At 62.1% G+C, this 12,821-nt stretch carries 10 protein-coding genes and 1 pseudogene; 5 read left to right on the forward strand and 6 right to left on the reverse strand.

Going from position 1 to position 12,821, the window contains the following annotated elements; translation table 11 throughout:
* The 6 genes from N4Q37_RS25285 to rfbB form a co-directional block, all read right to left on the reverse strand.
* Positions 1 to 1,392 carry a sigma-54-dependent transcriptional regulator gene (locus N4Q37_RS25285; protein ID WP_260962787.1) on the reverse strand — a complete coding sequence of 464 codons (1,392 nt, stop codon included), beginning with the start codon at positions 1,390 to 1,392 and terminating at the stop codon, positions 1 to 3.
* Positions 1,389 to 3,197 (reverse strand): sensor histidine kinase, encoded by a 1,809-nt coding sequence (locus tag N4Q37_RS25290; protein ID WP_260962789.1) that lies wholly within the window; start codon positions 3,195 to 3,197, stop codon positions 1,389 to 1,391. Before N4Q37_RS25290 ends, N4Q37_RS25285 begins: the two co-directional genes overlap by 4 nt.
* A gap of 251 nt (positions 3,198 to 3,448) precedes the next feature.
* Positions 3,449 to 4,330: a dTDP-4-dehydrorhamnose reductase gene (gene rfbD / locus N4Q37_RS25295; protein ID WP_260962792.1), complete on the reverse strand. Its 882-nt coding sequence runs from the start codon at positions 4,328 to 4,330 to the stop codon at positions 3,449 to 3,451.
* On the reverse strand, positions 4,327 to 4,872 hold the full coding sequence (gene rfbC / locus N4Q37_RS25300) for a dTDP-4-dehydrorhamnose 3,5-epimerase (protein WP_260962793.1): 546 nt from the start codon (positions 4,870 to 4,872) through the stop codon (positions 4,327 to 4,329). Before rfbC ends, rfbD begins: the two co-directional genes overlap by 4 nt.
* Complete coding sequence (rfbA, locus tag N4Q37_RS25305) at positions 4,869 to 5,744, reverse strand: glucose-1-phosphate thymidylyltransferase RfbA (RefSeq protein WP_260962794.1); 876 nt, start codon at positions 5,742 to 5,744, stop codon at positions 4,869 to 4,871. Before rfbA ends, rfbC begins: the two co-directional genes overlap by 4 nt.
* The gene (gene rfbB / locus N4Q37_RS25310) at positions 5,741 to 6,823 is read right to left on the reverse strand and encodes a dTDP-glucose 4,6-dehydratase (RefSeq protein WP_260962796.1); all 1,083 of its coding nucleotides are present in this window, start codon (positions 6,821 to 6,823) and stop codon (positions 5,741 to 5,743) included. Before rfbB ends, rfbA begins: the two co-directional genes overlap by 4 nt.
* A gap of 169 nt (positions 6,824 to 6,992) precedes the next feature.
* Here rfbB and N4Q37_RS25315 point away from each other — a divergent pair, with 169 nt between their 5' ends.
* From N4Q37_RS25315 to N4Q37_RS25335, 5 genes and pseudogenes are all read left to right on the forward strand, one after another.
* Positions 6,993 to 9,905, forward strand: a complete 2,913-nt coding sequence (locus N4Q37_RS25315; protein ID WP_260962798.1) for an aminotransferase — start codon at positions 6,993 to 6,995, stop codon at positions 9,903 to 9,905.
* Between the two features lie 220 nt (positions 9,906 to 10,125).
* Positions 10,126 to 10,242, forward strand: a pseudogene (locus N4Q37_RS25320) (N-carbamoylputrescine amidase); the annotation flags it as partial.
* Positions 10,243 to 10,245: 3 nt separating this feature from the next.
* The gene (gene aguA, locus N4Q37_RS25325) at positions 10,246 to 11,352 is read left to right on the forward strand and encodes an agmatine deiminase (protein WP_260962799.1); all 1,107 of its coding nucleotides are present in this window, start codon (positions 10,246 to 10,248) and stop codon (positions 11,350 to 11,352) included.
* A 247-nt stretch (positions 11,353 to 11,599) separates the two neighbouring features.
* A complete protein-coding gene (locus N4Q37_RS25330; protein ID WP_260962801.1) occupies positions 11,600 to 11,794 on the forward strand; it encodes a hypothetical protein in 195 nt (64 codons plus the stop codon).
* A 197-nt stretch (positions 11,795 to 11,991) separates the two neighbouring features.
* Positions 11,992 to 12,660: a DsbA family protein gene (locus N4Q37_RS25335; RefSeq protein WP_313958331.1), complete on the forward strand. Its 669-nt coding sequence runs from the start codon at positions 11,992 to 11,994 to the stop codon at positions 12,658 to 12,660.
* Positions 12,661 to 12,821 lie beyond the last annotated feature (161 nt).

Below are 12,821 nucleotides of genomic sequence, written 5' to 3' on the forward strand. Positions count from 1 at the left end.
TCAATCGGACTCATCGGCGACATTGTGGCTGCTGTCGCCGAAATTCAGCCCATGCTTGCGCAGCTTGTCGTGCAAGGTCTTGCGCGGGATACCCAGGGCTTCGGCGAGGCTGCGGACCGAGCTGTGAGGTCGGGCCAGCTCCGCGGCGATCAGGGTTTTCTCGAAGTTTTCCACTTGCTCGCTCAAGCCGCCGCTGACCATCTGCGTTGTCGCCGCGTGGTCGCCGTCCGGCGCGCTGTTGTCCAGCGCCAGTTCCAGCCCCAGGGCGAAGCGCTCGGCGGCGTTTTGCAATTCACGCACGTTGCCCGGCCAGCTATGTCGCAGCAGTAGCGCCCGTTGTGCCGGCTGCAGCTCGTGGGGAGGCAGGCCATGGCGAGCACTGGCTTCGTTGGCGAAATGCTGGAACAGCACCAGTGCGTCCTCGCCCCGTTCGCGCAAGGGCGGTATGCGCAGCGGCGCAACGTTCAGGCGGTAATACAAGTCAGCGCGAAAACGCCCCTGGTCGGCGGCCTGGCGCAAGTCTTCCTTGGTGGCGGCGATGACGCGGATGTCCAGCGGGATCTGCTGGTTACCCCCCAAGCGTTCCACCACGCGCTCTTGCAGCAGGCGTAGCAGCTTGACCTGGACATCCAGGCTCATGCTTTCGATTTCGTCGAGAAACAGCGTGCCGCCATTGGCGAACTCGAACTTGCCGATGCGGCGCTTTTGCGCACCGGTGAAGGCGCCTGGCTCGTGGCCGAACAGCTCGCTTTCCACCACCGACTCGGCCAGGGCACCCGCGTTGATCGCCACGAAGGGGCCGTTGCGCCGCCCCGAGAGGTCATGCAGCGCACGGGCGACCACTTCCTTGCCGGCGCCGGTTTCACCGAGAATCAGCACGTCGGCGCGAGTGCCCGCCAACGCGCCGATCTGCTCGCGCAGGCGCAACATCGGCGCCGACTGGCCGACCAGCCGTGCGCTGAGCTCATGACGATCGCTGAGGGCCAGGCGCAGGCTGCGGTTTTCCAGCACCAGGCGGCGCAGGGCCAGGGCGCGGCGCACGCTGTCGAGCAGATGATCGCTGGCGAAGGGCTTCTCCAGAAAATCATAGGCGCCGGCCCGCATCGCTTGCACCGCCAGCGGCACGTCGCCATGGCCGGTGATCAGCAGTACCGGCAACTCAGGGTCCTGGGCGTGCAATTCGCGCAGCAGTTCCAGGCCGTCGATGCCCGGCATGCGGATGTCGCTGACCACCACGCCCGGCCAGTCGCGGGGCAGTTGTCCGGCGACGTCCTTGGCCTCGCCCAAGGAGAGGATTTTCAGGCCGGCGAGATCGAGGGTCTGGCTCAAGGCCTGACGCAAGTGGGGATCGTCGTCGATCAGCACCACCTCAATCCGGTTATCGATGGTCATACGCTACGGTCCTCGGACGGTTGCAGGCTTACCCCGGGCGCACCGGCGCGAAGTTTCAGGGTGATCAGGGCGCCGCCTTCCTTGTGGTTGGCAAAGGACAATTCACCGCCGAAGGCGCGCATCAGGGTGTCGCAGATCGCGAGTCCCAGGCCAAGGCCTTGGGTCCGGGTCTTGGTGGTGTAGAAGGGTTCGCCGGCGCGGCCAAGGGCTTCCATGCAAAACCCCGGGCCGTTATCACGAATGTACAGATTGACGCCGGCATCGGTGGCTTGGGCACTGAGCCAGAGTTTGCGTGGCGGGCCTTTCTCGGTCAGGGCGTCGAGGGCATTGGCCAGCAGGTTGCCCAGCACCTGGCGCAAGCGGGTTTCCCCGGCCTCGACCCACAGCGTGGCGGCCGGCAAGTCGCGGATCAACTCCACCTCCATGCTGCGCCGACGCTTGGCGAGCAACGCCAGCGCGTCGTCCAGGGCCGGTTGCAAGGCGACGCTTTCCGGGGCATGGCGGTCGCGGCGGGCGAAGGCGCGCAGGTGGGCGATGATCGAGGCCATGCGCCCGGTCAGTTCACTGATCAGCTTGAGGTTGCCCCTGGCGTCCTCGGTGCGCTGGTGATCGAGCAATATCTCGGCGTTTTCGGCGTAACTGCGAATCGCCGCCAATGGCTGGTTGAGTTCGTGGCTGATGCTGGCCGACATGGTGCCCAGGGCCGACAGCTTGCCGGCCTGCACCAGGTCATCCTGGGCGCGGACCAGTTCCTGCTGGGCCTGCTCACGCTCCAGCACTTCCTGTCTCAGTCGTCGGTTCAAGCCCTCCAAATCGCTGGTGCGCTCGGCAACCCGACCTTCCAGTTCATGACGGGTCTTGGCCTCGAAGGCGAGTCGGGCCAGGTAATACCGCCTGCGCTGCATCATCAACCCGAGCAACAGCATCAAGACCAGCAACGCTGCACCACCGATGGCGACCACCGTACGCACCGGACGGTCAATCAGCGTGCGTGGGGCGAGAATGCTCACGCTCCAGCCGGTTTCATCGATGCTCTGGGTCTGTGTCAGCCAGGCGCTGGTATCCAGGTTCAGCGGCTTGGGATCACGGGTCGGATAAGGTTGCACCGCGCTGATGGCCTTGCGCTCGTCGTCAGTGAGTGGGCGGGTCGCGCGAAAACGCCATTCCTGGCGTGACGTGAGGATGACCACGCCGTTGTGATCGGTCACCAGCAATTGTTCCGGGGTCTTGCCCCACAGGCTTTCCGTGTGGTCCAGGTCGACCTTGGCCACCAGCACGCCGATGACTTTTCCCTGGTCGCGTACGGCGGCGGCAAAGAAATAGCCGCGCTTGGCCGATGTGGTGCCCAAGCCGAAGAAACGGCCCAGGCGCCCGGCCATGGCTTCGATGAAGTACGGTCGGAAGGCGAAATTGCGCCCGACGAAACTGTCGTGCTTGTCCCAGTTCGAGGCGGCCAGGGTCTTGCCGGAAGGGTCCATCAAATACATGACTTCCGCGCCGGTCTGGTTGCTGATGCTTTTGAGGAGTTGGTTGGCGTTGTCCTGGGTGGCGCCATCGTTCGGGGCAGACAACGTCGCACGCAAGGCTGGCAGGTCACCGAGAATCTGCGGCAGCACTTCATAGCGGTGCAGGGTGCCCAGCAGGTTGGCGACGTAGAGATCCAGGGTCTGGCGATTCTGTCCGGCCAGTTCGTTGCGATAGTAACGTTCGGCCAGATGCTCCAGGGGCCACAACAACGGCGCCAGGCACAACGCAAGCAAGGCCAGGCTGCGCCAACGGGGTCTGCGAGGAAGGGTGGAGTTCATGAGCATCAGGCGCCTGTGGTGACAGACGTATTATGCCTAGTGTCCTGCCCTATCAATACACTTTGTGAGACCGGATATTAGGCTTTGTACGAACAGTGCCTGCGCGACGATCATGCTGCGTTGAAAACAGGCTCGTGCGCGAGTCCGATCGGAATGCTCATTGACAACCAGTCAAGTCGGACGCGACCCCGGCCGTTCCTCGCCTGTTTTCGCCTTGCCTGATCGCCGCTCGGCGACTTTTCGTAAAAAGCCTAAGCCTGTCCGGCCAGACACTGTTGCAACGCACTGCGCCAGTCTGGCTGGCTTACCCCCCATTCCCGGAGGAGACGGCTGCAATCCAGTCGCGAGTTCAGCGGGCGCGGGGCTGGCGTCGGGTAGGCGCTGGACGGGATGGCTTCGAGCATCGCGCAAGGCTTGTGCTGGCGGACCAGGCTTTCGCCGATGGCCTGGGCGAAGCCGAACCAGGAGGTTTCACCCTGGGCTGTCAGGTGGTAGGTGCCCCAGGCTCCGGGTTGACCGCGCTGCCAGCGTTCGATGAGCAGGGCAGTGCTGTCGGCAATGGTGCTGGCCCAGGTGGGTGCGCCTACCTGATCGGCCACCACCCGCAACTGCGGCTTTTCCTGCAACAGGCGTTGCATGGTCAGCAGGAAATTGCGGCCCTCGGTGGAGTACACCCAGCTGGTGCGCAGAATCAGGTGCTGGCCACCTGCCTGGCGAATGGCGTCTTCACCGGCCAGTTTGCTGCGTCCGTAGACACTCAGCGGGTTGGGCGTGTCGTCTTCGGTGTAGGGCTCGGGTTTTCGACCATCGAACACGTAGTCGGTGGAGTAGTGAATCAGCGCCGCTCCCAGGTCAACCGCCACCTGGGCCAGAATGCCGGGTGCCGTGGCGTTGATGGCGAACGCCCGCTGCGGTTCGCCCTCGGCCTGGTCGACAGCGGTGTGGGCGGCGGCATTGATGATCAGGTTGGGCCGCAGGGCCTCGATGGGCGCGCGGATGAGGTCCGGCTGTGCCAGGTCGAGCTGGCTGCTGCCGAGCACGATCAATTCACCCATGCCCGCCAGGCGCCTCTGGAGGGCCTGGGAGACCTGGCCGTTCTGGCCGACGATCAGGATCCGCAGGGAAGTCTTCATGGGAACAGGTCCGCGTCGCGCAGAGCCTTGCCGGCTTGGTCCTTGGGCGACAGGATGGGCGGGCCTTGCAGTTGCCAATCGATAGCCAGCTGCGGATCGTCCCAGCGAATGCAGCGTTCGGCCGCGGGGGCGTAGTAATCAGTGGTCTTGTAGAGAAAGTCCGCCGACTCGCTCAGCACCACGAAACCATGGGCAAAGCCTGGCGGAACCCACAGTTGCCGACGGTTCTGTGCCGACAGGTTCACGCTGACCCATTGACCGAATGTGGGCGAACTGCGGCGAATGTCCACGGCCACGTCCAGCACCTCCCCAGACGTGACCCGCACGAGTTTCCCTTGGGCCTGCTCGATCTGGTAGTGCAGGCCGCGCAATACGCTTCGGGTCGAGCGCGAATGGTTGTCCTGGACAAACGGCTGCGTGCAGCCCGTGGCCTCGGTAAACGCTCGCGCATTGAAACTTTCGTAGAAAAAACCGCGATCGTCGCCGAAGACTTTCGGTTCGATGACCAGCACGTCCGGCAAGCGGGTGGCGATGACGTTCAACGTGGTTCTCCGACAACCGTAAACAGGTACTGACCATAGCCGGTCTTGCCGAAGTATTCGGCGCGCTCAAGCATGTGCTCGCGGCTGACCCAACCCTGTTGGTAGGCGATTTCTTCCAGGCACGCGACCTTCAAGCCCTGGCGATGCTCGATGGTCTGTACGTATTGCGAGGCTTCCAGCAGGCTGTCGTGGGTACCGGTGTCCAGCCAGGCAAAACCACGGCCAAACCGTTCGACATGCAGATCGCCACGATGCAGGTAGGCATTGTTTACGTCGGTGATTTCCAGCTCGCCGCGCTTGGAAGGCTTGATGGCCTTGGCGATCTGGATCACATCGTTATCGTAGAAATACAGGCCGGTCACGGCATAGCTGGACTTGGGCTTGGCAGGTTTTTCTTCGATGGAGATGGCGCGGCCTTCAGGATCGAACTCGATCACGCCAAAACGCTCGGGATCCTTGACCCAGTAACCGAACACCGTCGCGCCGCGCTGCCGACTGGCCGCAATCTGCAATTGCTCGCCGAAGTGCTGGCCGTGGAAAACGTTGTCGCCCAGGATCAGGCACACCGGGTCGCTGCCAATGAATTGTTCGCCGATCAGGAAGGCCTGGGCCAGGCCATCGGGTGACGGTTGCTCGGCGTAGCTCAGATGAACGCCAAACTGGCTGCCGTCGCCGAGCAGGGCACGATAGTGCGGCAGATCCTGCGGCGTGGAGATCACCAGGATTTCGCGGATGCCGGCAAGCATCAGCACCGAGATCGGGTAGTAGATCATCGGTTTGTCGTAGATCGGCAATAACTGCTTGGAAACACCGAGTGTAATGGGGTGCAGGCGTGTGCCGGAACCGCCGGCCAGAACAATACCCTTCATCATGCAATGGCATCCTTATTGTCCAGCGAGCCCAGTCGCTCGCCCTGATAACTGCCGTCCTGGACACGTCGGCACCATGGCAGGTTCCCGAGGTACCACTGCACGGTCTTGCGCAGGCCAGTCTCGAAGGTTTCCCGGGGCGTCCAGCCCAGCTCCCGTTCGATCTTGCCGGCATCGATCGCATAGCGCAGGTCATGACCGGGGCGATCCTTGACGAAGGTGACCAGGTCGGCATAGCGCTCGACCCCCTCCGGCTTGTTCGGCGCCAGCTCTTCGAGCAGCGCGCAGATGCCGCGAACCACGTCGATGTTCCGTTGCTCATTGTGGCCGCCGATGTTGTAGGTCTCGCCGACCACACCTTCGGTGACTACCTTGAGCAATGCACGGGCGTGATCCTCGACGTACAGCCAGTCGCGCACTTGCTGGCCATCCCCATAGACCGGTAGTGGCTTGCCGGCCAATGCGTTGAGGATTACCAGTGGAATCAACTTTTCCGGGAAGTGATAGGGCCCGTAGTTGTTCGAGCAATTGGTCACCAGCACGGGCAAGCCATAGGTGCGCTGCCAGGCGCGAACCAGGTGGTCGGACGCTGCCTTGCTGGCCGAATAGGGCGAGCTGGGGGCATAGGCCGTGGTTTCGGTGAACAGGTCGTCCACACCGTGCAGGTCGCCATACACTTCGTCGGTGGAAATGTGGTGGAAGCGAAACGCGCCCTTTTGCGGTTCTGCGAGGGTCTGCCAATAGGCACGGGTGGCTTCCAGCAGGCTGTAGGTGCCGACGATGTTGGTCTGGATGAAGTCCGCCGGACCGTCGATGGAGCGGTCCACGTGGGATTCGGCGGCCAGGTGCATGATGGCGTCGGGCTTGAATCGCGCCAATGTCGCGCTGACCGTTGGTTGATCGACGATGTCGGCCTGGACGAATTCGTAGCGGCTGTCGTGGTCGATGCTGCGCAACGATTCGAGATTGCCAGCGTAGGTCAGTTTGTCGAGGTTCAGGACGTGGTGGCTGGTGTCGGCGATTAAGTGCCGTATAAGGGCCGAGCCGATGAAGCCGGCCCCGCCAGTGATGAGGATGCGCATCCGGTTAAGCCTTTTCCATTGGACGACAAAGCACAGGAGTATAGCCTGTCGGCACGGTCGGAATAGCGCAAGGAGACATCCATGCGACTCTCCCGGAAGGAGGGGGTTGCTTATCTATCGACTCAGTGGCGAGATAGACATCCGATAAAACCACCCCAAGGGTCGTCGTATGCCGCTCGCTACGTTGGTTCACCGTGCCAGTTTGCCAAGCCCACAGGTCAGCGCCGCTCAGGTGGTGACACTGCTGCGCTCGAATTATGGACTCAGCGGTGACCTGCGACCCCTCGGCAGCCATCAGGACCTCAACTACCGCGTCGACAGCGAGCGCGGTCAATTCGTGCTGAAGATCTGCCACGGCGACTACGCCATCCAGGAACTCCAGGCCCAACATGCGGCCCTCAAACAATTGGCCGCGCACGGCGCGGTGAAAGTACCGCGGGTCATCGTGGCGGCCAACGGCGAAGACCTGCTGACCCTGGAGGTAGAGGGGCAAACGGTTCATGTGCGCCTGCTCGAGTACATCGATGGCCAGTCCCTCACGGCGCTCAAGCATCTCACGCCCGACCTGGTGACCGGCCTGGGCCAGTTGTGCGCGGAAATGGACCTGGCTCTGGCGACCTTCGACCACCCGGGCCTGGAGCGCACCCTGCAATGGGACGCGCGCCACGCCCCCGCCCTGGTCGATCATCTGTTGCCTGTCATCGAGGACGATCAGCGGCGCAACCTGGTTGCCGAGGTCGCGCAGCAGGCCGAGCGGCGCTTGCTGCCGCTCAAGGCCAGCCTGCCGATGCAGGCGATCCACATGGACATCACCGATGACAACGTGGTCTGGCAGCGCGATGCCCAGCGCCAATGGCAGGTGCAGGGTGTCATTGATTTCGGCGACCTGATCCGCACCTGGCGCATCACCGATCTCTCCGTGACCTGCGCGGCCCTGTTGCACCATGCCGACGGCGATCCGTTCTTCATCTTGCCGGCGATCAAGGCCTACCACGCGATCAATCCATTGCAACACCACGAGCTGCTGGCGCTTTGGCCGCTGATCGTCGCGCGCGCCGCGGTACTGGTGCTCAGCGGTGAGCAGCAGGTTTCCATCGATCCGGAAAACCAATACAGCCGCGACAACCTGAAACATGAGTGGGAGATTTTCCGCGTCGCCCACTCGGTGCCCCTCGAGCTGATGGAAGCAGCGATTCTTTCCTCCGTCGGCCACAGTCTGCCGCCGATTGCCAGCGAAGGCTTCGCGCCGCTGTTGCCGACCCTGGTGGGACGCGAGTTTGCCTTGATTGACCTGGGGGTGCTGAGCCCGCACTTCGAAGCCGGCAATTGGGAGCAGCCCGGGATCGACCAGCGCCTGTTGGGCGAAGCAGCGGCAGTCCATGGATTGGCTGCAAGTCGCTACGGGCAGTATCGGTTGTCCCGCACCCGGCCGGACAGCGCGGTCGAACCGGACACTTATCCACTGCACGTGGAGTTGTATGTTCCGCAAGGCACCCCGCTTGAATCGCCTTTCGCCGGCGTGGTGCACAAGTCGGCCGACGGTGTGTTGCAACTCGACAGTGCGCAGTTGAGCGTGCGCCTGTGGGGCGTCAAGTCGCCGCTGCATTCGGGCGCGGCGCTGGTCAAGGGGCAAGTGCTGGGGGAGGTGGTCGGTCCGTTGCGGGTGCAACTGTGCCGAGGTGCTCAGTTGAATCCACCGTTGTTCTGCACGCCTTCCGCGGCTCCGGCCTGGCACCAGCTCTGCCCGTCGCCAGCGGTGCTGCTGGGGCTGGCCTGCGATGCCGAGCCAGAGGAGGATCCCAAGGCGCTGCTGGCCCGGCGTGATGCGAGCTTCGCTCGTTCCCAGAAACATTATTATGTTGACCCTCCGCGTATCGAACGCGGCTGGCGCAACCATCTGATCGACATGCAGGGGCGTTCCTACCTCGACATGCTCAACAACGTCGCGGTACTGGGCCACGGTCACCCACGCATGGCCGCCGTCGCTGCCCGGCAATGGTCGCTGCTCAATACCAACTCGCGTTTCCACTATGCGGCGATCGCCGAATTTTCCGAACGCCTGCTGTCACTCGCACCGCCCGGCATGGACCGCGTGTTCCTGGTCAACAGCGGCACCGAGGCCAATGACCTGGCCATCCGCCTGGCGTGGGCCTACAGCGGCGGACGCGACATGCTCAGTGTGCTGGAGGCCTATCACGGTTGGTCGGTGGCCGCCGATGCGGTGTCGACGTCCATTGCCGACAACCCCCAGGCCCTGAGCAGTCGCCCGGACTGGGTGCACCCGGTCACCGCACCGAATACCTATCGCGGCGAATTCCGCGGGGTCGACAGCGCGCCAGACTACGTGCGCAGCGTCGAGGACAACCTGGCGAAAATAGCCGCGAACAAGCGCCAGCTTGCCGGCTTCATCTGCGAGCCGGTGTATGGCAATGCCGGTGGGATCGCGTTGCCATCCGGTTACCTGAAGCAGGTCTATGGATTGGTGCGCGAGCGTGGCGGCGTCTGCATCGCCGATGAGGTGCAGGTTGGTTACGGGCGCATGGGCGAGTTTTTCTGGGGGTTCGAAGAACAAGGCGTGGTACCGGACATCATCACCATGGCCAAGGGCATGGGCAACGGCCAGCCGCTGGGGGCGGTGATCACCCGTCGGGAGATTGCCGAGGCGCTGGAGGCCGAGGGCTATTTCTTCTCGTCGGCCGGCGGCAGCCCGGTCAGTTGCCGGATCGGCCTGGCGGTGCTGGATGTCATGGAAGAAGAAAAGCTGTGGGACAACGCCAAGGTGGTGGGTGGGCATTTCAAGGCGCGGCTGCAAGCCCTGATCGACCGGTATCCCTTGGTTGGGGCGGTGCATGGTTCCGGGTTCTACCTGGGCCTGGAACTGATCCGCAACCGTGACACCCTGGAACCGGCTACCGAAGAAACCATGGCGCTGTGCAATCGCTTGCGAGAGTTGGGGATCTTCATGCAACCAACTGGCGATTACCTGAACATCCTCAAGATCAAGCCGCCGATGGTGACCTCGCGCCAGAGCGTGGATTTCTTCGTCGATATGCTGGAGAAGGTCCTGGACGAAGGGCTGTAACCGATCTGGAACGCCAACCTGTTTTCCTGCGGGGGGCGAGCTTGCTCGTGATGAGGGTGGTCTGGCCAATATTTATCTGGCTGACCCATCGCTATCGCGAGCAAGCCCGCTTCCGCAGGGGATAGCATTGTTTAAAAATCGATATTTATCTATATTTTCATTGTTTATTCAATTAAGTTGAGCTTTTCGTGCTTTAAAAGCCGATTTTTGTCGGCTATAAAGTCGTCTCATCGCCAAGCAGTTCGGCGAAAAGGTCCAGGCGCTGAACGAAATACGTGATCGCCGTCCAAACCTGTACGGCTCGCTCAAAACACTTGATGGCTCACTGGAGTCCTGATTAATGACAACGTTGCACAGCACTCCCCGCGCAGACGGTTTCTACATGCCCGCCGAATGGGCGCCCCAGACCCAGGCCTGGATGATCTGGCCCGAGCGCCCGGACAACTGGCGCCTGGGCGGCAAGCCCGCGCAAGCTGCCCATGCGGCGGTGGCCAAGGCCATTGCCCGTTTCGAACCGGTGACCGTGGTGGTGTCGGCGGCCCAATACGAAAACGCCCGGGCGCGCCTCGATGTGCCGAATATCCGCGTGGTGGAGATGTCGAGCGATGACGCCTGGGTCCGTGACACCGGCCCGACGTTCGTGATCAATGACCACGGCGAAGTGCGTGGCGTCGACTGGGACTTCAATGCCTGGGGTGGGTTCGACGGTGGCCTGTATGCACCGTGGAACCGCGATTCCCAAGTGGCCGGCAAGATTCTCGAACTCGAGCGCAGCCCGCGTTACCGCACCGAAGGTTTCGTGCTCGAAGGCGGTTCGATCCATGTCGACGGCGAAGGCACGTTGATCACCACCGAGGAGTGTCTGCTCAACCGCAATCGCAACCCGCATCTGGGCCGGGAAGACATCGAAGCGGTGTTGAGTGCGCAACTGGCGGTGGACAAGATCATCTGGCTGCCGGATGGCCTGTTCAACGACGAAACCGACGGCCATGTGGATAACTTCTGCTGCTATGTGCGTCCCGGTGAAGTATTGCTCGCCTGGACCGACGACCCGCAGGCCCCGAACTTCGCTCGCTGCCATGCGGCGCTGAACGTGCTGCAAAACAACACCGATGCCAAGGGCCGCCCGTTCATCGTGCACAAGATGCCCATTCCGGGGCCGTTGTATGCCACCGAAGAGGAGTGTGCCGGCGTGGACACGGTACACGGCTCCCAGGAGCGTAATCCAAGCGTGCGGCTGGCCGGTTCCTATGTGAACTTCCTGATCGTCAACGGCGGCATCATTGCACCGAGTTTCGACGATCCGCAGGACGCGCCGGCCAGGAAGATCCTGCAGGACCTGTTCCCGCAGCATGAAGTGGTCATGGTGCCGGGACGGGAGCTGTTACTGGGCGGCGGGAATATTCATTGCCTTACCCAACAACAGCCTGCGCCGCACATAAAATGAGTGGCGATGTAACATCCTGGTGACATGGGTGGCGCAGGCTCTGCGCCGGCGTTTTTGGATCCATCCAGGCAAGCCCGCGGCCCGATTGGGACGCGGGTTTTTTTATGCCTGTTCAATGGGCGCTACAGGCTGCTTGGCATAGCTCTTGTATCTGTCTTGCGGCTTGCGCGAGTGCAGCTGAGTAGTTTTGTCATAAATCTTGGATAAATTGGCCGCTCGTCGACCAAGAGAGAGCGCTGGAGTGAATATGATTGGCGAGCGCATGTGCCATCCCTTGGCTGTTAATGGTGAGTCGCTTCAAGCTTTGGCGCAGTGGTTGAAGTCCAACGGGACGCGTCAGATCAGGGAACCTGATCCGCGCCAGATGATCGTTGAACGCTACCCGGTTGGCCTGTTCAGCGAGGCCGAGCTCGAAGCGTTATGGGATGTGATGCAAGGATAGAATTCGACGGATCGATGAAAAGCGCTGGCCGGCATGGCGGCGCTTTTTTTTGTCCGCAGGATCTCGATACTGGCGAGATTCGCAGGGGCATTCGACCGATTCACGCAACAAACTGAAACCCGTTCCAGCGTTTTTCCGAGGCGCTGTGGGGACTAATCTGCAGCCATCGAAACCTTACGGCTAGCGGAGCTTCCATGATCTTCCTTCACTACATCTACGACCCCCTGTGTGGCTGGTGCTACGGCGCCAAGCCGTTGGTTCAAGCCGCTCGGGACGTGCTGCCTGTTCTCGCCCATGGTGGCGGCATGATGACCGGCGCCAATCGCCAGCAGGTCACGCCACAACTGCGCAACTACGTGATACCCCATGACCGACGTATTGCCGAATACACCGGGCAGCCGTTTGGCGAAGACTATTTCGAAGGTTTGTTGCGGGACGGCGACGCGGTGTTCGATTCAGCGCCGCCGACGGCCGCCGTCCTCGCTGCCGAACAACTCGATGGCCGCGGCCTGGAGCTTCTGGGGCGTCTGCAAACCGCGCACTATGTCGAAGGTCGGCGCATTGCCGACGAGGCCGTGTTATTGGAACTCGCACAATCCATTGGCTTGCAGGCCCAGGCGTTTCGATCGGCCTTCGAGGCGGTCGATGTGCAGGGACATATCAAGGCCAGTCGCACCTTGCTGAGCGAGGTGGGCGGGCAAGGCTTCCCGACTTTTGCCTTGGAGCAGGATGGCCTGTTCACGCTGATCGACATCGGTCCCTGGCTCGGCAAGCCCGAGGCATTCGCACAGTGGCTCAAGCAAGCTCTGCCGGAGCGGGCCGCTACGCCTGCAGCGACCTGCGGTCTGGATGGCTGTTCGTTTTGATCGGTTCTTGAAGGTTTTTCGCCGGACTACAGAAGTCACCCCAACTTCGTTTCAAGCACGGCTTGAAATGCCTCAAATTCTTTCTCATGGACGTAAATCCTGCGCCCACTAGATTAGGCCGCTCAATGCAGCGGAGACCTATACACAATGATCGTTTTGAA

The organism is Pseudomonas citri (assembly GCF_025336485.1).
In the GTDB taxonomy this organism is placed as follows: Bacteria; Pseudomonadota; Gammaproteobacteria; order Pseudomonadales; family Pseudomonadaceae; genus Aquipseudomonas; species Aquipseudomonas citri.

Coding starts and splice junctions, on each gene's coding strand:
- N4Q37_RS25285 (WP_260962787.1), bottom strand. CDS start 1,392: ATGACCATCGATAACCGGATTGAGGTGGTGCTGATCGACGACGATCCC.
- N4Q37_RS25290 (WP_260962789.1), bottom strand. CDS start 3,197: ATGAACTCCACCCTTCCTCGCAGACCCCGTTGGCGCAGCCTGGCCTTG.
- rfbD (WP_260962792.1), bottom strand. CDS start 4,330: ATGAAGACTTCCCTGCGGATCCTGATCGTCGGCCAGAACGGCCAGGTC.
- rfbA (WP_260962794.1), bottom strand. CDS start 5,744: ATGATGAAGGGTATTGTTCTGGCCGGCGGTTCCGGCACACGCCTGCAC.
- rfbB (WP_260962796.1), bottom strand. CDS start 6,823: ATGCGCATCCTCATCACTGGCGGGGCCGGCTTCATCGGCTCGGCCCTT.
- N4Q37_RS25315 (WP_260962798.1), top strand. CDS start 6,993: ATGCCGCTCGCTACGTTGGTTCACCGTGCCAGTTTGCCAAGCCCACAG.
- aguA (WP_260962799.1), top strand. CDS start 10,246: ATGACAACGTTGCACAGCACTCCCCGCGCAGACGGTTTCTACATGCCC.
- N4Q37_RS25330 (WP_260962801.1), top strand. CDS start 11,600: ATGATTGGCGAGCGCATGTGCCATCCCTTGGCTGTTAATGGTGAGTCG.